The following is a 19,939-nucleotide window of genomic DNA, read 5'->3' as shown; positions in this document are numbered from 1 at the left end:
TGCGGGTGCGACCTCAAATATAAGGCTTTTCCGGCCCTGATTAGTGTTGTTGCTATCAGCCAAGCGGAAGGTAGCGGTACACCACCCAAAAATGACTGAAGCTCCCTCCCATCACAAAAAGGTGCCAAATCTCATGAAACCCAAAAGTGCCGGGCCAGGGATCGGGCCGCCTCACACCATAAACTACAGCACCAATTGTGTAAGATAGACCGCCGGCAATAATCCAGTTTCCGGCAGCGGCACTCAGGTTGCCAAAGGCGTAGGGAAGTATCAGCAGGCCCAGCCAGCCCATCCCTAAATAAAGTGTGATCGAGAGCCATGCCGGGGCATGAAGCCAGAACAATTTAAAAACCATGCCGGCGAGGGCTATCCCCCAGATTATACCCATGAAAACCCAGCGGAGATTTCCTTCAATCAGCAGCAAGGTGAAGGGTGTAAAGGTGCCGGCGATGAAAAAGTAGATCATCACATGGTCGAATTTCCGGAGGGCTTTGGTGAGCGCATCACCGGCATCAAAAAGGTGGTAAAGCGTACTTGCCAGGTACATCAGGAACATGGTGCCGCCAAATATGCTGAAAGCTATTGCTTCTATCGGGGCATTGGCGGTAAGTAGCATCAGGATGAGCCCGATAACGGCGAAAAAAGCCCCTGCCATGTGTGTAAGGCAGCTTATGGGGTCTTTAATTCGGGATACTATTTTTTTCATACAGCTAACGGAAAGCGGGTTTTACTGTAATTTTTCATATTCCGAAATATGGCTTGGATCAAGCTCGGTAAGCAGGTTGAAGGCTTCAAGCCGCGTTGAGAGTTCCGCATCTAAAAAGGCCGCGGTGAACTCCCGGTTTTTGGCCGAGAAAAGCAGGTCGAACAAGTACCGCTCAGTTGTTTGCCGGCGGGTTTCCTGAAGCAGGTTAAACGCCTCCAGAATGTTCTGCCTTGCGCGGTCGGGGTTTAGGGTAAACTGATCAAGACCCAGGCGGTGATATTTGTACAAGGCCCGGCGAAAGCCCTCATAGTTTGGATTGTTGAGCTGTGTGATGAGTCCGTGCCTGTTACGCCGGGTACCGATGGAGGTCCAGCCGGAGGCCCCTCCGGTTGACTGTGCCACATTCAGAATATTTTCTGCACGGCGAAGGTGGGGGTTGCCGCCAAGCTCAGAAAAAGTGTCATAATCGTAAGCCAGAACGATAAATATATAAAAATCAATTACGGAGGCAATGTCGTCATACTGGAAATCATCCCGGAGGATGTTTCGGTTTCGTGTAAAATTGAAGCGCCAGGCGTTGTCGCTGATGAGTACAAGGGGCGTTTTAGCCAGGGTGTTGTAGATTGGCCGGCTGGACTGGATAATCAGGTTGGCATCAAAGTTGGCGTTATTATCGGCATTGGTTAGTGTAATGCGGATGTCGACTTCAATGCGCTCATCTTCCAGGTAGCTGTCTTCTGTCCAGCGTGTTTCGTTTACATATTCCTCAATGAGGGTGCGGAGCTCGTTCAGGTAGTCATAGTCTGAGCTGCTGATCTGGCTGGTGTTCAGATCAACCCGTGCCCGGATTTCCTGCCCGTGTGCAGGCGCAAAATAGGCCGGAATGAGGAGCAGCAGAAAGATAGCGTAAACGAAAAAAGAATGGCTTGCAGGCTTGTACAAAATAAAACGGGCTTAACAGAGCAAAATTAGTATTTGATAAGCAGAACAGCCATTGCCGGAGCAGGAAATCTGATTTTTTCCTTTAAGAGCTGTAAGGTTTTTGGATTTTAAGTATCCATTGCTCATCTCGCAAAAAGATAAGCTTTCAAAACGTAAGCATCTATGGAAAAGTATGATTACAGGTACCATACGGGCATGAGGTTGCAAGCTGTTTTAGCAGGCTTGTTTTTTTTCCTTGCAGGGGCACTTACGGGGCCACAGCTGTATGCGCAGCAGGTGCTTGGGGCTCGTCAGGTGGGTATGGGGCAGGCTGTAACCGCAGCAGGTGATGGCGCATGGGCGGTTTTCGCAAATCCTGCATTGTCAGCAGGCAGCCCCCGGTCGGTATCGTTTTACGGCATCCGCAATTATGGCTTTGCTGAGCTTACTGATGCAGCAATGGCTGCAACCTATCAGGTGCTTGGGGGTGTAGCTGCCTCCGGACTTCACACCTATGGTGACGAGCTTTACCGCGAAACACGGCTGCGCCTTGGCTATTCGTACGGGTATGCTGGTTTCTATGCCGGGTTTGCACTCAATTATACCCATCTTCTTATACAAGGCTACGGCTCAGCCGGAGCGGCAGCGATTGATATTGGTTTGGCCTGGGAGGTCATCCCTGAACTTCGTTTCGGCGCGCGCGCGGCCAACCTTAACCGGGGCAGAGCCGGCGAAGCCCGTGAGGAACTGCCGGCCGAGTTTGCCCTTGGCCTTGCCTATACCATCTCGGAGAAAGCGCTGTTCGCACTTGATGCGGTTAAAGATGTCCGGTTTCCGCTGGCTTTCCGCGCTGGCCTTGAGATGGAGCTTTCCCATGCATTCGTGCTGAGGGGCGGCCTTACAACTGCCCCTCAAACTTTCTCTGCCGGCGCCGGTTATCGCTTTGCTAATTTTCATATCAACCTGGTTGCTCAGCAGCACTACGTGCTCGGATGGAGCCCCGGGCTTGACCTGACCCTGCATTTTTAAGGACGCTGCCATGGAATCTACCCGGCTACCACAGCTGATATTCAGCAAACGGTTATGGTTTTTCCCGGTACTGTTGATGCTGTTTGTTTCGGGCCCGGGGCTTCCCCTGATGGCTCAGCAAACCATACCGCCGGATTCGCTTCGGGTACTTGAACGGGAGCTGGAATGGTTGCTCGAACAAACTGAGCCTGACGACGAAACAGAGGGGCAGGAAGACCTCGCCGGATTCCTGCTCGATCTCGCATCAAACCCGCTTAACATTAATCGCGCCTCGGTTCAGGAGTTGGCTCAGGTTCCCGGAATCAGCCTTGCTCAGGCTCAGGCCATTGTTGCCAGGAGAGGGGAAAAACCTTTTGAAAGCCTCGAAGAGCTTCTTCAGATCCGTGGGATTGGCCGGGTGAGCCTTGACCGCATCCGGCCTTATGTTACTGTAGGCAGCAGTGCTGAGCTGGCCCGAATGCTCTTAACAAGCCCCGCTTACTGGACCTACCGTGGCCGCTTTGAGTACATAAGCCGCGGGCAGCGGGTACTGGAAACACAAGCCGGTTTCACCCCTCCCGAGTTTGAAGGGCAGACCCGCTACGCCGGTGGTCCGTGGCGTGTTTATCAGCGCTTTAACTACCGCAGCCGGCACCTCTCGCTTAACCTTACACAGCTTAAGGCTCCGGGTGAGCCTCTGAGCAGACCGTACGATTTTGATTTTAATTCATGGCATGCCGGCATTCAGAATGTTGGCATGGTGAGGCGCTTTGTAGTTGGCGACTACGGAATCTGGGCCGGTCAGGGGCTTGTACTGCATACCGGCCTTGGCTTTGGCAAAGGGCGGGATGTGTCCGGCGGTCCGCTCAGGGCTGAGCGCGGTCTTGCACCCTATCAGTCGAGCGAGCAGACGCGCTTTATGAGGGGTGTGGCGGCAACCGTTGGCCGGCAGCTGCAACTCACAGGGTTTTATTCGAGCCGGCCCCTGAGTGCCTCTGTTATCGATGGGGAGACCATTCGTTTCCCCTCTGCGAGCGGCTTTCACCGCACCCCAACAGAGCGGGAGCGCCGCAACAATACCCGCCTCGATATGGCGGGCGGTCGCATCACCTACTCCGGCCGCTACGGTATGATTGGCACCACCGGCTATCATGCGGCTTACAACCGTTACATTGTGCCGGGAGATGCGCTTCATAACCGTTACGATTTTGAAGGCAGGCAGGCTTCGGCTTTTGGTGCAGATTACCGTTTACTTCTGGCCCCGCTTTATTTTTTTGGGGAAGCAGCACGAAGCCGCAACGGAGGTACCGGCTTAATCAGCGGGCTTCAGTACCCTTTAGGTGAAGGCACCGATATCACGATTATCTACCGGAATTATGCCCGTGATTTTCAATCGCTATTTGGTTCGGCTTTTGGGGAAGGCAGCGGACGCCCCCGAAACGAGGAAGGGCTCTACACAGGCCTCACGCACAGGTTCAGCCGGCTGGTATCGACGGGGTTTTATTACGACCGTTTTCGGTTTCCGGCACCGCGTTTCGGCACTACGCAGGCAACGTCCGGGTATGATATGCTTGGATATCTGGATTTCAGGTTCAGCCGGCAGTTTTCCGTCTACTTTGTGGCGAGAAGTAAAATCAGAGAAAATGACTATGAAGTAACTGATGCCTTCGGCCGTTCGCTAATGGCGACAGGGCAGGATGCCCGAACCTCGATGCGCGCAGAAGCCGAGTATCAGGTGCTGCCACAACTGCGGCTGCGTACCCGCGCTGAATGGGTACGTGCCCGCAACCGCGATGCGCAAAGCCCTGATTATGGTGTGCTGCTCTTTCAGGATGTGCGTTGGAATCCCCTTCCAGCACTAACCGTTGATCTGCGGCTTGCGGTGTTTGAAACCGACAGTTTTGCATCCCGGATTTTTATGTATGAAAATGATCTGCTGTATGTGTTTTCAAATACAATGCTATCCGGTACCGGGCAGCGTGCCTATGCCCTTTTGCGATACGCAACGGCATCCCGCTTTGATTTCTGGCTGAAGTACGGGCTCACGGTATTTGAAGACAGAAGCACAACCGGCAGCGGACTCACGGAGGCTCAGGGCAACGTACGTTCACAAATCGGGCTGCAAATGCGCGTCCGCATATGAGTCGAGACGGCTTTGTAAGCTGCTGCGGCTGAAGCAGAGCAGCCCGGGGTGCATTCTGCCGTCACTCCTCCCCCAAAATATACTTTCCCTAAAAGTGTGGTTCGTTAAGGCTCAAATTCGCCTCAAAACAAGGGGCTTAGCTTCACGCAAATATCTTCAAGTACCTGCTGGTCGTGCGCATCCATTGCCGCAAGGGTGTTGGAGTCAATATCGAGCTGAGCAACGAAATCACCATTTTTAAGGATCGGTACTACAATTTCGCTCTTTACATGAATGTTGCACGAAAGGTAATTATCCTGCGCATGAACGTCTTCAACAACGAAGGTCTTGTGCGATTCAGCTACCTGACCGCAGATTCCTTTCCCAAAAGGGATACGGGTATGATCGGTGGCTTCACCCACATACGGGCCGAGATAAAGCTCCCGGACTGTTTCAGGATCAGCGATGTAAAAACCGACCCAGTCATAAACCGGTACGGTATCGCGAAGCAGTTTACAGATTTCAAGCAGGATGGTGTCGCGGTCGGTATTTGAAGCGATGATTTCTTCAGCCTTTGCAGGCAGGGTGTTGAGTACAGATTTGTCGTAAGGCATTGATGAAAAGTTTGATGAGTTTTGAGCGGACGGAAAATTGATAATCGGGCTGAAAGCCTCAGAGCAACTCCAGGGTTAGTTCTTTACCGTACTTTTCATAAAGAACGTCCATAACGGCCTTATGAAACTGTTCCCTGTTGATAGGCTTGGTGATGAAGCCGGTCATGCCGGCTTTTTGAGTACGGGACTCTTCTTCACTTGTAACCCCGGCGGTTAGGGCGAAAATGCGAATATCAGGCAGCTGATTTTCTTTCACATAGTTGAGAATTTCCCGGCTTGCTTCAAAACCATCCATCAGCGGCATCTGAAGATCCATCAGGATAAGATCCGGGTGAACCTCGCGGACTTTTTCTACAGCTGCCTCTCCGTTATCGGCGGTAATAATATTGGATGGAATACGGCCGAGTGATTTTTTGCAAAGAATAGACGCAAGCTTAAGATTGATGGTATTGTCATCTACCAAAAGAATTGTAATCGGTGAAATAGAGTCCATGGCATGGCTATGCAATATTGGCGATTTCGCGGAGGATACGGTAGGTTCGGGTTGTATTTCAGCAGCCTGATGCCCGGAAATTACGGACTGAATTTCAAATCCGGGTTTAGCAGTCGGGATCTGAGTATTCTTTGCATCAGAACGGAATGAAGGCTTAAGTTTACCAAGGGTGTGGTACAGCGAATTGAAATGTACAGGCCTGAGAAGACGTTCGCAATAAATGTTCTTCTGGCGGTATAAGTTTTCACAAAGGGTGCTGAAATCTTCATGAATATCGTGAACAATTATGAATGCTTTGCACTTTATGCGCTTTTTATTGAGCACTTCTGCGAAACCAAGGATATCCTCAGGATCTTTAAAAAGGTGTGAGTCAGCAAAGATAAGTACAGCTTGTTCTGAAGCTTTGTAATGCTCCGGTATAAGCGGACTGCTGCAATGCAGGGTTTCAGAAATTCCGAAAAGACCAAGATATTCGGCTGTAAGCTCATACTCCCTTTTATTTTTGAGGAACAACAGGCACTTACCTTTAAAAAACGGTTCAGCTGAGCCTGTCGGGTTTATTCCCTCTTCAACGACTTCGAGAGGAAGCGTGAAAGAGAAGCGGCTTCCTTCACCAACGGTACTTTCAACTTCGAGCTCGCCCCCCATTTTTTCAATCAGTGATTTTGTAATGGACAGGCCAAGCCCTGTGCCCCCGTATTTACGGGTTGTTGAAATATCAGCCTGCGTAAACGGGGTGAAAATACGGCGCAGGTTTTCTTCTGAAATACCAATACCGGTATCGCTTACCAAAAATCGGATGTGCGAGTAGGTGCCGGCTCTGGCTTCGTCGATTAGCGTTATATGCAGTTCAACTTCTCCGTTTTCTGTAAACTTGACTGCGTTACCCACAAGGTTGATGAGTATTTGCCGGATTCGGAGGGCATCCCCCTTTACTTTATGAGGCAGGTGCGGGTCGGTTACCAGGTAAGCAGGTACGTTTCGCCCGGCCCCGGAAAAGCTGACAATCTGAAGCGTATTGGTACAAAGCTCTTCTATGCTGAAGGTATCACTCTCAAGCTCCAGTTTGCCGGCTTCGATTTTAGAAAAGTCAAGTATATGATTTACAAGTTGCGTGAGCGTATGTGCCGAATTTGACACATAGCTGATGTACTCGCGTTGTACGTTGTTAAGTTCTGTATCCTTTAGCAGTTCCAGAAAACCAATAATTCCGTTTAATGGTGTGCGGATTTCGTGGCTCATATTGGCAAGGAAAAGACTTTTTGCCTCGTTAGCTTTAATGGCTTCCTCTTTGGCTGCCTCAAGTTCTTTGCTTTTCTGCTGAATTTCACTTACACGCTCCTGTACGGCAATGGTCAGGCGCTCTTTTGACCGCCTCAGGCTTGCCGTATAAAGCGATGTGGTTGTGTATATAAGCAGTAAAATCCCAATAAGGTAAAACACCAGAAAAACGGGCCTGAAGTACCAGGGGGGCAGCACTACAAAAGATACGCTTAGAGGGTCGCTCCAGCTGTATGAGCCTTGTTGCAGGGCCCTAACTCTAACGTGATAGCTTCCCGGGGAGAGCTGGGAGAGGTTTACAAATGATTGCTGCTGCAGCATTTGCCAGGAATCCTGATTAATCTGATACTGATAAACTATGTTACGGGTAGGAAACATCAGACTTCGGAAATGCAGCGTGAGAAAAGAGTTGTAAGGAATTTTGCTTCCTCCAGTGATATCAAGAACGGCATGTTCATCGCTGATAGCGGCTGAAATGAGGGTCGGGGTTTGTGTCTGGCTGATATCAAACGGGTGCAGCAAAGCCGCGATGCCAGATGATGTTGCAGCCCATAAGTTGCCATCCAGAGTTGTGGTAAAGCCGCGGTAAGCGTTGGTCCGTGATGGCAGCCCGTTGTTAAACTCGTTGTATCTTACCAATACGCCAATGTTTTCATCATAGGCAAGAATGCCGCGGTCGGTGCCCATCCAAATGGTGCCGTTAAGGTGTAAAATGCTTTTGATATACTCGTTATCGGCTTCAGGATCGAGAGCGAGCATCTCCAGAGTTTCCGTGTTTTGGTGGTAAATAGCTACGCCACGGTTGGTTCCAAGCAGAATGTTGCCATCATCAAGAAAGCACATATCATTTATGATGAGCTGGTTAAGTGCGACCTCCCGGCCCGTTACCCCGGTTATGGGAACCGGTACGAAGCGCTCTTCATACTCTGTGAACTGATACAGCTTTTTATCCCCGCTGCTCCCCGCAAACAGGGTCCCGTTTGGGCTCAGCCGTATTACGTTGATGAACTGATCCAGCCCTTTGTCTTCGGCATAAACAGTTCGGGACAAATCAGGGCGAATCCGGCTTATTCCTGCTGCATTGTACTGAGTGTACCAAAAGTCACCCTCGGGGGTTCGCAGGCTAAAGAAAACCGAATTTTCAAACTCGTCATCAAAAAAGATGAGGTCAGCTTCATTTTGTCCGGCTCCGTGCAGCATGTGGTACACCCGCCCTCTTGAGGTAGCGAAAAGGATTCCTGTTTCGTTAGAGTTAACGGTGAGGATATCGTCGTTTAGCGGGTTAACAAACAGCACTTCAATTTCATAATAATTGCCCTCAGGGCGGATTTTGTACACCTGCGAGGCGTCAGTCATGTAAAAGGTGTTTTCCAAAGGGTGACGTGAAAGTCCCTGCACATAGAAACGATCTTGATTTACAGGAACGCGCACAAAATCAGTTTCGAAAAGAAATCCTGCCCCTTCATCAGTAACAACCCATAAGCCGGAGTCAGGTACATAATGCACATCATTCACGGAATTAAGATTGAACTGCTGGATGGCTATCACATTTGTGACGCCGTTTTCTGATACTTCAACCCGCAGTAAACCGGTTTCCCGGCTGTTCCAGCCGGCTACCCAAACAGTGCCGGGTTCGCCCGGCGCAATTTTGGATATAAGCGGGTTTTCCAGAATCCGGCTGATCTCAAAGCCAATCGGGGCATCGGTGTCTTCCCCATAAGCTGCCCGAAGGCCAAAAACGCCATTGTTAGTACCAACCCATATCAGGTCGGTAACCGGCTCATAAATCATAGAGCTAACAGTTCCTACTTCCTCAGAACCGGGAATCAGTTCAAAACTGTCTGAAGAAGTATCGAGATAAAATAAAGCCCCCTGCTGAGATGATATAAATATGGTGCCTTCCGAATCCTGAGCAAACTCAAAAGAACGGATAAAACTTGAGGTGCGGTACATATCCGGCAAAATATACCGGTGAAGCGTGTCATCTTTGAGGTAGGCTACGGAATAGACTTCCCCAATCCATAAACGCCCCTCCCGGTCTTCAAAAAGGGATTTTGGATAGTTTACGGTTGAAACACCGGGGCTTCCGCTTCCGCGGAGCAAAACCGAAAGTTCAAGACTGCGCGAATTATGTTGTTCAATTTTCGAAATGCCGGCATCATGGTAAATTAAAAGATCCCCGTTAGCCCTTTCGAAGAAGCCCTTAGGATAAGCATTTGAAAGCATGTCTGAATAATGAACAAAATCTTCCCCGTCAAACCGTGCTATACCGGAATCTGTAGCGAACCATATAAACCCAAGCTGATCGGTAATCACGCCTTTTGCAAGGTTAGTAGGCATGCCATCCTGAGTCTGGTAAGTGATTATGCGGTATTCGCTATGGCGCAAACGCTCCGCACCCTGACCATAAGCGCTGATCAGGCCTGTAAGCAGAATAGCAAGAAGGAGGGGTAAAGCTTTCATTTTGTAAATATGTACAACTCTGACCGCTTTGCAGTGGTTTAGTCAAAACCGGTCGGGTTCAATGGGGGAAGCTGCAACAGTTTTCAAAAACCAGATTTCGTAATTTAAGAAATCTTTATGGTTATGCCGTTTACAATCGGGCAGAGCCCTTTTTTTTGATAGCTGAAAACCGGCTTAATTCGTTAAGCCTCAGCAACCTTGCCTGGTCGGAAACCGGGTTGTCGAGGCGGCTTTCGAGTGTTGCCACCCAGTCGGCTGCATTTTCGTCTGAATGAAACTTGTAAAGTGCCCGGATGTAATTTTCCCAAATTACAAAATGTCTGCGGCTATCGGTGATAAAAACGCCGGGATCTAAAGTGCGGCATCCTTCGTCATGGATATGTTGTGTACAGTGCCAAACTACCCAGGGTTTTAAATCGGGGGCAATATATGCCGGGATAAATGGCGTGGGTTCGTAAAGCAGCTCAAGCAGTACGGTTTGCAGCTGTTCGTCTGTCCGAAGCCGTACCGCTTCTGAATCTGATCCTAAACTTCCGAGCAGCTTCAGAGCTTGGTGTTCGCTGCCGCTGAGCATCAGAGCGTCAGCAACAAGCAGGCGAAGAGAAGCAGGTAGTTCTTCGGGTGATGTCTCACAGCCCTGCATGAGGTTCAGGAGCGCTTCCGGTTGTGCGTTACCGGCGCGCATCAGCAGGTTTGCCCGAACCAGAGAAAGCCGGTTAAACCCGCAAAACTGCAAGTCTGACTGTTGTGTCTCCAGCCATATAAGGGCATCATTTTGCCGGTTTTCGGCTATCAGCATTTGTATGTGAGAGATATCCCGATGGTGTTGTGAGGGGTGAAAGCTGCAAGGGGCATCTGCTATTCCGGGTGCGGCAAACAGGCGTCCGGAAAGGGCGAACTGCAGGGAGTCTGTCTCCACTGTTTGCAGGTGTGCGTGCCATCCTTCCACAAGGGTGCCGAAAGGCTGTGCGCATGAATGGCTGATGCGACCTGTAGCGTAGGCCTGTTTCATAGCATCGGTACCGCAGTGTTGCCAAAGCCAGCCTGTAAAAGAGCCGGCAATAGTATAGCTCAACGTGCCGTCGAGCGCGTAGAAGCCGGTAAGGCTCATCAGCCGGCGCATGTAACGCTCCGTCGGGAGTTCGGTCTGTGCGGCGACCAGCTGATCGGCGGTGCCGCGCGGGTCCCGCTCGGTTTCGAAAGCCGTAGCAAGCCCTTCCACAAGGGCAATTACCGGACTCGCATTAATGACCGGTGCCCCGAATTCCCGGGCAAGCACATGAACCAGCTCATGCCGCAGTACCCGCTCAGCCGCCTGCCAGTGAATGTGCATCTGCGGCTGTCGCAGCCAAACCGGTACATAAACAGTTCCGCCAGCGCCGGTGAGCTGTTTTTTTTGCCACTCATGCCGGTACAGATAGCTGTGTGTTTTGGGAAGCGTGCTGAGGTCGAGCGTCAGTATTTCAGCGAGTTCGCGGATGTGAAAGTCGTGCCATGCGGCCAGCCATTCAATTTCGGCAGCATCAATTTGCCGGTCGTAAAACAGCACGGCGTATTCTGTTTCGAGTTTGCCGCCGAGCTGCTGCTGAATCCATGTTTCGGAGTGCAGAATGCCGGCACGTGCAAGGTTGAGGTAGCTGAGCATCAGGCTGAGAGTGAGCAGCAGCAGCGGCAGCCGCAGGTTTTTGCGGCTGTGCCAGTGCGGCATCAGCCACAGTAAAGCCGCCCAGCAAAGGGTGATGTACCGGAAAAGCACCAGCGACGGGCGCAGCTCAACCACATCATCGTAAATCGGTCCCGGCCAAAACCCCCAAACATGATTGTGATAGAAAACAGCCGGGTAGCTGAAAAACTCCCGTACAAAAATGCCGGCGGCAACGAAGGTCAATACAGCAAGCGTGTAAAACCGGGGGCGAGCAGTGTGCAGCGACATGTACCGGCCCAAAGCAAAACCCAGCAGCACCGACGGGCCCGGTATAAGAAGCCAGAAACTCAGGCCGTCAGCTGAAAAGCAGCCGCGCCATAAAGCGCCTGCGAGCATGGGCAACAGCGGCGCCAGAAAAATAAGAACCAGCCCGAAGGCTTCCTTAAGTCCGGCTGCCGGCTTGCGCGTATAGGTTCGTTTGGCGGCTATATATGCAGCCGTGTATGCCCCGATAAGCCCAACCAGCCCGGCCGATAAAAAATGAACTTCCCGAAGCAGGGGAATCCAGCTCAATACAAAGCCGCACAAGAGTGCGGCTGTTAAGGCTTTAAACCCGTAGGCTGGCATCAGCGGGAAATCAGTTTGGTGAACCCGTTATTTCTGGAACATGGTGGAAAGCACGAACCAGATATTTTCTTTCCGCTCTTTTAACCGGCGGGTAAAATAGGGAAACCACATAGTGCCGTAGGGTACGTACACGCGTACGTTGTAGCCTTCGGCAGCCAGCGCTTTGCAGGTATTCAGGCGCATGCCGTACAGCATCTGAAACTCGAACCTGCTTTTGCCGATACCCTTCTCCTGTGTGTATTCTTTTACCCAGCTGATAAGTTTGTTGTCGTGCGTTGCAATACGCGGGTACACGGTTTTGTCGAGGAGAACCTTCAGGTATTCTTTGTAGGCTTCGCGAATAGCATCCATATTTTGCAGCGCGAGGCGCTCGGGCTCGTTATAAGCACCTTTGCAAAGGCGCACATCTGCGCCAAGTTCCGCCAGATCAGCGATGTCGTTTTTGGTGCGGTGCAGATACGCCTGAATCACAATACCCACATGCTTGCCGTATTTTTTGAAGGCTTCTTTGTACAGGTCGATGGTTGCCTGTGTGTAGTCGGTTCCTTCCATATCGATACGAATGAACTGATTGAACTTAACGGCAGCATCAAGCAGCTCAAACAGATTGTTCCGGCAGTAATCCCGGTCGATATCCAGACCGAGCATAGTCAGCTTTATGGAAATGGATGAGTCAATATTTTGAGCATGAATGCCTTCCAGCAATTCAATGTAGTGCTGCAGGGTGTCGTCAGCCGTTTTACGGTCTTTGACGTTTTCGCCAAGCAGATCCAGGGTTACTTTGATACCATGTTCGTTCAGGTCAGCAACTTTTGGTACAGCCTGATCGAGCGATTCACCGGCAACAAAGCGTTTGGCGAGGGCATAGGGGAGTTTCATATGAGCGGCTAACAGTCGTTGAAATAAAGGGAAGAGATTAAAAAAAACAGCTGGCAAGCCAGAAAGTACGGCAGGAGCCTGAACAGTGAAAAAGCAGGTAGCAGTATCCTGCATTTCTTACAACTGCCAGAATGCCCCCTCAAAATGCCGTACAACCGGCACTGCTTGCACGGAAGGCAAAATTACGGAAATTATATCGAATCTTACGGGTGCGCCGTCCATTTTTCGCTCATAAAGCCAGGCACCCGCAGCCTTATGCAGCGACCTTTTTTTTTCGTCTGTTACAGCATCTTCGGGCTCGGAGAAATTATTGGAAGAACGTGTTTTAACTTCCACAAATATAATTTGCCGGCCGTTGTAAGCAATAATGTCAACTTCGGCTTTTTCAAAGTGATAATTACGCTCCAGGATCCGGATATCATTTTTCTCGAGCCATTCTACGGCGATATCTTCACCGCGGCGGCCCAGCTCAAGGTGTGCAGGTAATTTTTTACTCAAAATAAACTCAGCTTGGATAAATGATCAGCAGTTTTTGGTGATATCCGCCCCGGCTTGGCCTTTCAGTACCGCCAGGGCTGATTGGGAAATACAAAACCGGCATGCTGCGGATAATGCTACGACTGTGGGTAACAGAGCTTACAAACTATTTCGCTGCCGAAGCAAGTTCCCGCTTGCGCTTGGCAATTTCTGAGGCTTTTTGCCTGCGCTGTTTTTCAAGTTCCTGTTCCTGAGCCTGCTGCAGGTTATACATTTTGGCCATCTCTACGATCCCTTTAATCTGTTCCGTATTTTTTTCCGAGATGTAAGGTAGAATGGCTTCAGAAAAATCATTAAACAGCTTCAGAAAACTGATAAAACCTTCCAGCCTTGCTTTGAAGTGATTTGTTTGGGCCGTATCTCCTTCCCCTTCATTTAGTAAATCAAGGCACTGTGTGAGGGTTTTCTTGATGGGGTAAATTTCACGTTTCTGCCGTTCCGCAATGATGCGGGCAGCTGTAGTCCAAAGGTCTTTTTCAGAAGTAAAAAAATCTTTGCGGTTTCCGGGCAGGTTCACCTTGTGCACAAGACCCCATTGCATGAGGTTGCGCACATTCATATTCGCATTTCCGCGGCTGATGCTCAGCTCTTTCATAATGGTATCAGTATCCATTGGTTCGGGCTCGGCAAAAAGCAGCGCGTAAATCTGAGACATCGTTTTATTGATACCCCACTCTGAAGCCATCTCACCCCAGTAGGTTATGAATAGTTCAAGGGCTTTTTGGTATTCGCGGGATCGGTTATCGCGGTTCATAAATAGGAATCGTTACTTGTATCTAAGGGTAATGCCTTGCAGAGTGTTTGTAAAATAGGGACAATCCGCTTCATTTAAAAAAAACAGCCACTTTCAACTAAGAAATCATTAGCAGCAGGGGGGTTGAAGCAGAAAGCAAAAAGCTGCTATAACGGAAACGGTAAGCCTGCTGCCAACCGGCAGAAGGCACACAACGTATTTGCGCCTGCTAAAAGATAGGGGATTCTGGTAACCCGGAATAATGGTTATTCCCATTAGAGATTACAACAGCTTATTAAGTGAAATGGCGGGAGGCCTTTTTGAATAAACGGCCCTTGAAGAGAATATCTGAAACTGCCGGCTAAAAAGGGCCGCAAACAATGGCAGGGGCAACACCGGGGTGCAATGGCTCTGTTAAACCGCCAATCAGGTACTCGTCGCTGCCAAGAAGTACGTCCGTAATCTGACCGCTGTACCGCACGGCTGTCTCCTTCATCATGCCCATCATCGGCCAGCCCCAGAGCGCGGAAACCAAAACGCCATCCTGCTCAAAGTGCGGATCCGTGAGGTAGGTGCATTCTACGACCGGCTCCACCGGGCTGCGGTTGGTCGCGCTGCCGCCAATCAGATCAATCACAACGCTGCCTTTGGGAAGTACCTCCCGCAGGTGCCTGTTTGTAATGAGGTAGTTTTTGCCACGCAGCTCAACCGGCTGCTCGGCCCCGTTAATAACCACATCAGAGCGCTTCAGCCAGGTTTCAATCCGGTCTTTTTTGGTGTGAAAGCGCCCGAGGATGTTCACCTTCCGCACCCCCTGCATGTAACATTCATGAATCGCTCCCATGCCCACATTGCCGTAGCCGAGTACTGTAGCCTCAGCAGCCTGCGCCTCTTTCCGGAGCGGACTCACTTCGTGCAGCAGTTTAAACCCATAGCGTGCGCCGGCCATCCCGGTCTCGTGCAGGCACTGAATGCGGCGTAGCCCGTACTTTGCCGGGTCATGCACCCATTTGTAGTAACGGAGTGCAGCTTTGCCTTTCTCTCTCCGGAATTTACCCACATCAAACAGCATGGCGTTTTCGGGTTTCATGCGCTGCACAACATCGAGAGTTTCCGGAAAAGCGGTGGAGTCAACAACAAAAAGTGCGTGCCTGACCGATTTTACCCGCTCCGACCGTGCCTGACCGGGCTGAAGCAGCGACATGGAGTGCGGGTTCTGATTGGCGAACCGGCGGATCATACCCTTCATCCCGTCACGGTAGCCCAAGATGTAGATGTTGAGCAGGTTGTGCATATTTCGTTTGATGGATTCCTCAAGGCAGGCATCAGCCGCCATACGGCCTATGATTTCCTCATCTTTGCGGCGTTTGGGCGCTTCCACAATCTGTTCCATCGCGATCACGGTTATGTTGTGCTCTTCCAGCATTTTCGCCCGTGCGGGGAAAGAATGAAAATGCGCCATGCAGAAAAGCGTACTGCCAGGCCGCATTAGCGGGATGTGCTCCAGGGCAGGCCCCTTGAACTTAATGAGCAGATCTTTGTCCCGGTAAATCTCTTTCGTTGTTTGGATGGCAGCGCCGGCCTTTATATAATCCGCATCTTTAAAACCCACGCCGCTACCGGCACCGGCTTCCACAAAAACCGTGCAGCCGGCCTCTGTTAGCCTGCGCACATCTTCGGGGATGAGCGCAACCCGCTTTTCCAGCGCACCCGGATTTTCAGGGGATTCATTTTCTTTGGCCAGTCCGATCGTTTTGTAGTGCAGGGAGGATGTGCTCATAATCACGATAGTTAAATGCAGATATATTTCATTTTATGGTTCCGCCGAAAAGATAACAGAGATTTCCCGCCCTGCAAGCCTGAAATCAGCCCCTGCCACTATCGTATTGCAGCGCATCAGGTAACGATTTACAGTAAAGCGACGTTAGCGATGCCATGAAACAAAAAGCCATTTCAGCGCCGGAGCGCCTTGTGTATTTTCATGACCTCGGGCATCAGCCGTATGCCCGGATCTGGGAACTGCAGAAAAACCTGCAGCAGGAAATGATTGACCGCAAAACGGCCCGGCAGCTTTCGGTGCACCGGGAGGAGGCTTCTTTAGGCGGCTATCTGCTGTATGTGGAGCATCCGCACGTGTACACCCTCGGCAAGAGCGGCAGCCGCAATCACCTGCTGGCTTCGCCTGAATTCCTGAGGCAGATTGAGGCGGAATTTGTCGCAATCGACCGCGGAGGCGACATCACCTATCACGGGCCGGGTCAGCTCGTGGGCTATCCGGTTCTGGATCTCGACCTTTTTTTCACCGACATCGGGCGCTACCTTCGTACCCTCGAAGAAGCTGTTATTCAGCTGCTGGCTACCTACGGCATCACCGGCAGCCGGGAGCCCGGCTATACCGGTGTATGGGTTGGCGGTGCGAAGATCTGCGCCATGGGCATCAAGTGTTCCCGCTGGGTGACCATGCACGGCTTTGCCCTTAATGTAAATACCGACCTGTCTTATTTTGGGCATATTGTGCCCTGCGGTATTCCGGACCGGCCGGTTACGAGCATGCAGAAACTACTGGGGGATGTCGTTGACCTCCATGAGGTAAAGCAGCGCATGGCCGAAGCCCTGCAGCAGCAGTTTGCCTTCCGGCTCAGTTCCGGTTTGCCTTTGAGCGTGTAAAAAGCTTTTCGGCTGATGCGGAATCCTTGCCGTTAAGCCTTAATTTCAGCGAAAACAACCCAATTTCCACAAATTCAAAACCCGATTTATCTGATGAGTTGCGCAACACAGGCTCAGGCCGCCCAAACGTTTGCATCCAAAAACAGTGCTGTAGCCGGCAGGCGCCCCGAGTGGCTGCGGGTGAAACTGCCCTCCGGCCCCAAGTTTAAGGAAGTGAGCGATACCATCCGCACGCATTCCCTCAACACCGTGTGTGCGGAAGCCCGCTGCCCGAACATGGGCGAGTGCTGGGGCGCCGGCACCGCTACCTTCATGATTTTGGGTGATGTGTGCACGCGTTCCTGCGGCTTCTGTGCCATCAAAACCGGCCGGCCGGTGCAGGGCCTCGACTGGGATGAGCCCAACCGCGTGGCCAATGCCGCAAAGCTGATGGGGCTGCGGCATGTTGTTATCACCTCTGTGAACCGCGACGAGCGCAAAGACGGCGGCGCGCCCATCTTCGCCGAAACCATCAAACGCCTCCGGGAAGAAATCCCGGGTGTTACCATCGAAGTGCTGATCCCTGATTTTCGCGGCGTTTGGGATGCCCTCGAGTACGTGATCGAAGCCCGGCCCGAAGTGCTGAACCACAATCTCGAAACCGTGCCCCGCCTGTACAAGCAGGTAAGGCCGCAGGCCCGCTACGACCGCTCCCTCGAGCTGCTCAAAATCTGCCACGACCGCGGCCTGCGCACCAAAACCGGCATCATGGTCGGCCTGGGCGAAACGCCGGCGGAAGTCTTCGAACTCATGGATGATCTCGTTGACGCGCAGCTTGATGTGATGACCATCGGGCAGTACATGCAGCCTACCAAAATGCACCTCGATGTTCAGGAGTGGGTGCACCCCGATGTGTTCGCCACCTACAAGGAAATCGGCGAGGGCAAGGGCATCGAACACGTGGAAAGCGGTCCGCTCGTGCGTTCTTCCTACCACGCAGAACGCCACCTTTAAGGCCGGTCCTTTCCGCCTCAATTTTTGCTGTTAATCCTGCCTGCGTATTGCTATCATTGCGGTGGCAATACCTGGCAGGTTTCCGGTGTGCGGCAGTGCATCCTCCTAACTAAAGCCCTTCGGGGCTTTTTTGATTAAAGGAGGATGTGTATCTCAGCCGGCGGCCGGGCTCAGGGGCAGTTGCCATCCATCGAAAAAGTAAACCAAACCGGGGTTTGTGATGAATGTTTTTTTCTGGGTCGTAATCGGCTACCTCATCCTGCTGATGTCGATTTCAATTGTGAAGAGCTTCGCCATTAAGAATCAGGAGGATTTCATGGTTGCCGGGCGCTCGGTGCCGACCTACAAGCTGGTCGCGACCCTGCTCTGCACCTGGATCGGTTCGGGCAGCCTGCTCGCCGGTGCCGGACTCGCCGCGCAGGTCGGCCTTTCGGAGCTCTGGATGGCTGCAGGTGCCTGGATCGGCATCATCCTCGTTTTCTTTCTTGCGGCCCGCGTACGGCGGATTTCGCAGTACACCGTGCCGGATATTCTCGAGCTGCGCTACAACAAATGGGCGCGCATTCTGGGCACCATCGTAATCGTGATTGCCTACACCACCATTGTGGGCTATCAGTTCCGCGGCGGTGCTTTCGTGCTCGAGCTCGTTGCCGGAGTGCCGCAGTGGCAGGGCGTGCTGCTTACGGCTGCCTTTATCATCACCTTCACGGCTTTTGCAGGGATGCTCTCGATTGTATCGGTCGATATCATCAACGGGGCCATCATCACCATTGCCGTGCTTTTTGCGGTGCCGCTGGTTTTTATGAACCTCGGCGGCATGGAGTATGTGAGCACCGAGCTTGATCCCAGCCTGTTCACGGTGTTTGGCGACCATAACTTTCTCTGGGCGATGGGCGTGTTTCTGCCCACTTTCCTGCTGCTGATGGGCGAATCGAACATGTACCAGAAGTTCTTTTCCGCACGGGATGAAAAGGCAGCCAAAAGCGCCGTAGTGTGGTGGGTTATCGGTACCATCGTGGTAGAAACCGCCATCGCCACGCTCGCGATTCTGGCCTTCAGCCACTTCAACAGCCTGAGCCCCGACTCGCTTTACCACCTTGCCGTAGAGAACTCCGAGCAGATTATCCTGCACACGGCCCGCTTTGGCACGGAGGTCGGCATCCCCATTGCCGGCGGACTCCTGCTGATCTGCGCCGCGGTGGCCATCATCACCTCCACCGGCAACAGCTTTCTGCTTGCGCCTTCCACCAACATCACCCGCGACATCTACCAGCGGTTCGTGAATCCGCAGGCCTCCGAAAAGCGGATTGTGGTGTTTCAGCGCATCACGGTGCTTGCGCTTGGGGTATGTGCGTATTTCATGCTCACGCAGTTTGATACCATCCTCGCGATGGCGTTCACGGCCTACACCATGATCGGGGCGGGCCTCACCCCTGCCCTGCTCGCAGCCTTCCTGTGGAAGCGCGTTACCACCGCCGGCGGGGTGGCGTCTATCGCCACCGGTATGGCCGTTACCCTGCTCATCACCGTGCTCAATGCCGTGCTTGCCGAGCCCCTGCTCGATACCGCCTACATCGTGCTGCCCTCTGCCGGTGCTTCCATCCTTGCGCTCGTAGTCGTTTCGCTGCTCACGCAGCCCGACCCCGAAGAAAAATGGAGGCCCTTCTACACCGAATCGGGCACCCTCGCCGATGCCATCAAAGAGCACAAAATAAAGTAGCGGGCGGCACCCGCAGTTTGGTTTGTTTGGCAGGGTGATGGATGGGCTTCCGGGCCGCATCACCCTGCACAAAAAAAGGCAGCCTCCGCGGGGAGGCTGCCTTTTTGGTAAAATGAATCGGATGATTCAGCCGGACCTGAATCAGTCCGTTTTTGCCGGGGCCGCATCAGATTTTGGCGCTGCGGTGGGTTCGGTCTTATCGCCGGTGCTGCCGGAAGCATCGCTGCTTTTGGCGGAAGGTGCCGGTTTGGCCTTGTAATCAGTGTTGTAGAAACCGGTGCCCTTGTAAATGACGCCGCTGCCACCGTGAATGGCGCGTCTGACTTTTTGGCCCGTCTGCGGACATTCGGTAAGCGGGGCATCCGACATTTTTTGCAGCCAGTCGAACCGGCTGCCGTCTTCGCGAATGTATTCGTAGGTTGGCATAATTCAGAAAATGAACAGGTTGATAGGGTGAATTGAGTTCAGCGGCAAATAAAGCAAATGGTGTGCCATTTTTCGGACCGCAGTCCGCTGACCGATGCACTACC

The 19,939-nt window shown here is 52.0% G+C and carries 15 protein-coding genes; 5 read left to right on the top strand and 10 right to left on the bottom strand.

Annotated elements, in window-relative coordinates; translation table 11 throughout:
• Positions 1-55: 55 nt before the first annotated feature.
• Together LAT75_RS00360 and LAT75_RS00355 are read right to left on the bottom strand one after the other, a co-directional pair.
• Entirely contained in the window at positions 56-706 is a 651-nt protein-coding gene (locus LAT75_RS00360) for a hemolysin III family protein (RefSeq protein ID WP_291480620.1), read from the bottom strand.
• A gap of 21 nt (positions 707-727) precedes the next feature.
• On the bottom strand, positions 728-1,648 hold the full coding sequence (locus tag LAT75_RS00355) for a DUF4835 family protein (RefSeq protein WP_291480619.1): 921 nt from the start codon (positions 1,646-1,648) through the stop codon (positions 728-730).
• Positions 1,649-1,870: 222 nt separating this feature from the next.
• On the opposite strand from LAT75_RS00355, the gene LAT75_RS00350 reads away from it, so the two are divergent.
• Both LAT75_RS00350 and LAT75_RS00345 read left to right on the top strand, forming a co-directional pair.
• Entirely contained in the window at positions 1,871-2,656 is a 786-nt protein-coding gene (locus LAT75_RS00350) for a hypothetical protein (protein WP_291480618.1), read from the top strand.
• 10 nt (positions 2,657-2,666) lie between these two features.
• Entirely contained in the window at positions 2,667-4,778 is a 2,112-nt protein-coding gene (locus LAT75_RS00345) for a helix-hairpin-helix domain-containing protein (protein ID WP_291480617.1), read from the top strand.
• Between the two features lie 122 nt (positions 4,779-4,900).
• On the opposite strand, the gene LAT75_RS00340 is transcribed toward LAT75_RS00345, so the two are convergent.
• The 7 genes from LAT75_RS00340 to LAT75_RS00310 form a co-directional block, all read right to left on the bottom strand.
• Positions 4,901-5,371 (bottom strand): GAF domain-containing protein, encoded by a 471-nt coding sequence (locus tag LAT75_RS00340; RefSeq protein ID WP_291480616.1) that lies wholly within the window; start codon positions 5,369-5,371, stop codon positions 4,901-4,903.
• 58 nt (positions 5,372-5,429) lie between these two features.
• On the bottom strand, positions 5,430-9,608 hold the full coding sequence (locus LAT75_RS00335) for an ATP-binding protein (RefSeq protein WP_291480615.1): 4,179 nt from the start codon (positions 9,606-9,608) through the stop codon (positions 5,430-5,432).
• 130 nt (positions 9,609-9,738) lie between these two features.
• Complete coding sequence (locus LAT75_RS00330; RefSeq protein ID WP_291480614.1) at positions 9,739-11,880, bottom strand: hypothetical protein; 2,142 nt, start codon at positions 11,878-11,880, stop codon at positions 9,739-9,741.
• 27 nt (positions 11,881-11,907) lie between these two features.
• Positions 11,908-12,759, bottom strand: coding sequence for a proline dehydrogenase family protein (locus LAT75_RS00325; RefSeq protein WP_291480613.1), 852 nt, complete (start codon positions 12,757-12,759; stop codon positions 11,908-11,910).
• Positions 12,760-12,876: 117 nt separating this feature from the next.
• Entirely contained in the window at positions 12,877-13,257 is a 381-nt protein-coding gene (locus tag LAT75_RS00320; protein WP_291480612.1) for a YraN family protein, read from the bottom strand.
• Between the two features lie 145 nt (positions 13,258-13,402).
• The gene (locus LAT75_RS00315) at positions 13,403-14,050 is read right to left on the bottom strand and encodes a hypothetical protein (protein WP_291480611.1); all 648 of its coding nucleotides are present in this window, start codon (positions 14,048-14,050) and stop codon (positions 13,403-13,405) included.
• Between the two features lie 340 nt (positions 14,051-14,390).
• Entirely contained in the window at positions 14,391-15,809 is a 1,419-nt protein-coding gene (locus tag LAT75_RS00310) for a hypothetical protein (protein ID WP_291480610.1), read from the bottom strand.
• A 155-nt stretch (positions 15,810-15,964) separates the two neighbouring features.
• On the opposite strand from LAT75_RS00310, the gene lipB reads away from it, so the two are divergent.
• The 3 genes from lipB to LAT75_RS00295 all read left to right on the top strand — a co-directional run bounded on the left by lipB (position 15,965) and on the right by LAT75_RS00295 (position 19,409).
• Entirely contained in the window at positions 15,965-16,696 is a 732-nt protein-coding gene (lipB, locus tag LAT75_RS00305; protein WP_291480609.1) for a lipoyl(octanoyl) transferase LipB, read from the top strand.
• A 93-nt stretch (positions 16,697-16,789) separates the two neighbouring features.
• Entirely contained in the window at positions 16,790-17,689 is a 900-nt protein-coding gene (gene lipA / locus LAT75_RS00300; protein ID WP_291480608.1) for a lipoyl synthase, read from the top strand.
• Between the two features lie 220 nt (positions 17,690-17,909).
• Positions 17,910-19,409: a sodium:solute symporter family protein gene (locus LAT75_RS00295; RefSeq protein WP_291480607.1), complete on the top strand. Its 1,500-nt coding sequence runs from the start codon at positions 17,910-17,912 to the stop codon at positions 19,407-19,409.
• 141 nt (positions 19,410-19,550) lie between these two features.
• On the opposite strand, the gene LAT75_RS00290 is transcribed toward LAT75_RS00295, so the two are convergent.
• Entirely contained in the window at positions 19,551-19,835 is a 285-nt protein-coding gene (locus LAT75_RS00290; RefSeq protein WP_291480606.1) for an FmdB family zinc ribbon protein, read from the bottom strand.
• Positions 19,836-19,939 lie beyond the last annotated feature (104 nt).

The organism is Cyclonatronum sp. (assembly GCF_022565315.1).
Taxonomy (GTDB): Bacteria; Bacteroidota; Rhodothermia; order Balneolales; family Cyclonatronaceae; genus Cyclonatronum.
Note: the sequence above shows the minus strand (reverse complement) of the source record. Positions and strands in the feature narration are given on the sequence as shown.

Bases quoted from the DNA above. Each gene is read 5' to 3' on its own strand.
- LAT75_RS00310 (WP_291480610.1), bottom strand. From the start codon at position 15,809: ATGAGCACATCCTCCCTGCACTACAAAACGATCGGACTGGCCAAAGAA.
- LAT75_RS00340 (WP_291480616.1), bottom strand. From the start codon at position 5,371: ATGCCTTACGACAAATCTGTACTCAACACCCTGCCTGCAAAGGCTGAA.
- LAT75_RS00295 (WP_291480607.1), top strand. From the start codon at position 17,910: ATGAATGTTTTTTTCTGGGTCGTAATCGGCTACCTCATCCTGCTGATG.
- lipB (WP_291480609.1), top strand. From the start codon at position 15,965: ATGAAACAAAAAGCCATTTCAGCGCCGGAGCGCCTTGTGTATTTTCAT.
- LAT75_RS00290 (WP_291480606.1), bottom strand. From the start codon at position 19,835: ATGCCAACCTACGAATACATTCGCGAAGACGGCAGCCGGTTCGACTGG.
- LAT75_RS00325 (WP_291480613.1), bottom strand. From the start codon at position 12,759: ATGAAACTCCCCTATGCCCTCGCCAAACGCTTTGTTGCCGGTGAATCG.
- LAT75_RS00345 (WP_291480617.1), top strand. From the start codon at position 2,667: ATGGAATCTACCCGGCTACCACAGCTGATATTCAGCAAACGGTTATGG.
- LAT75_RS00335 (WP_291480615.1), bottom strand. From the start codon at position 9,608: ATGAAAGCTTTACCCCTCCTTCTTGCTATTCTGCTTACAGGCCTGATC.
- lipA (WP_291480608.1), top strand. From the start codon at position 16,790: ATGAGTTGCGCAACACAGGCTCAGGCCGCCCAAACGTTTGCATCCAAA.
- LAT75_RS00360 (WP_291480620.1), bottom strand. From the start codon at position 706: ATGAAAAAAATAGTATCCCGAATTAAAGACCCCATAAGCTGCCTTACA.
- LAT75_RS00330 (WP_291480614.1), bottom strand. From the start codon at position 11,880: ATGCCAGCCTACGGGTTTAAAGCCTTAACAGCCGCACTCTTGTGCGGC.
- LAT75_RS00315 (WP_291480611.1), bottom strand. From the start codon at position 14,050: ATGAACCGCGATAACCGATCCCGCGAATACCAAAAAGCCCTTGAACTA.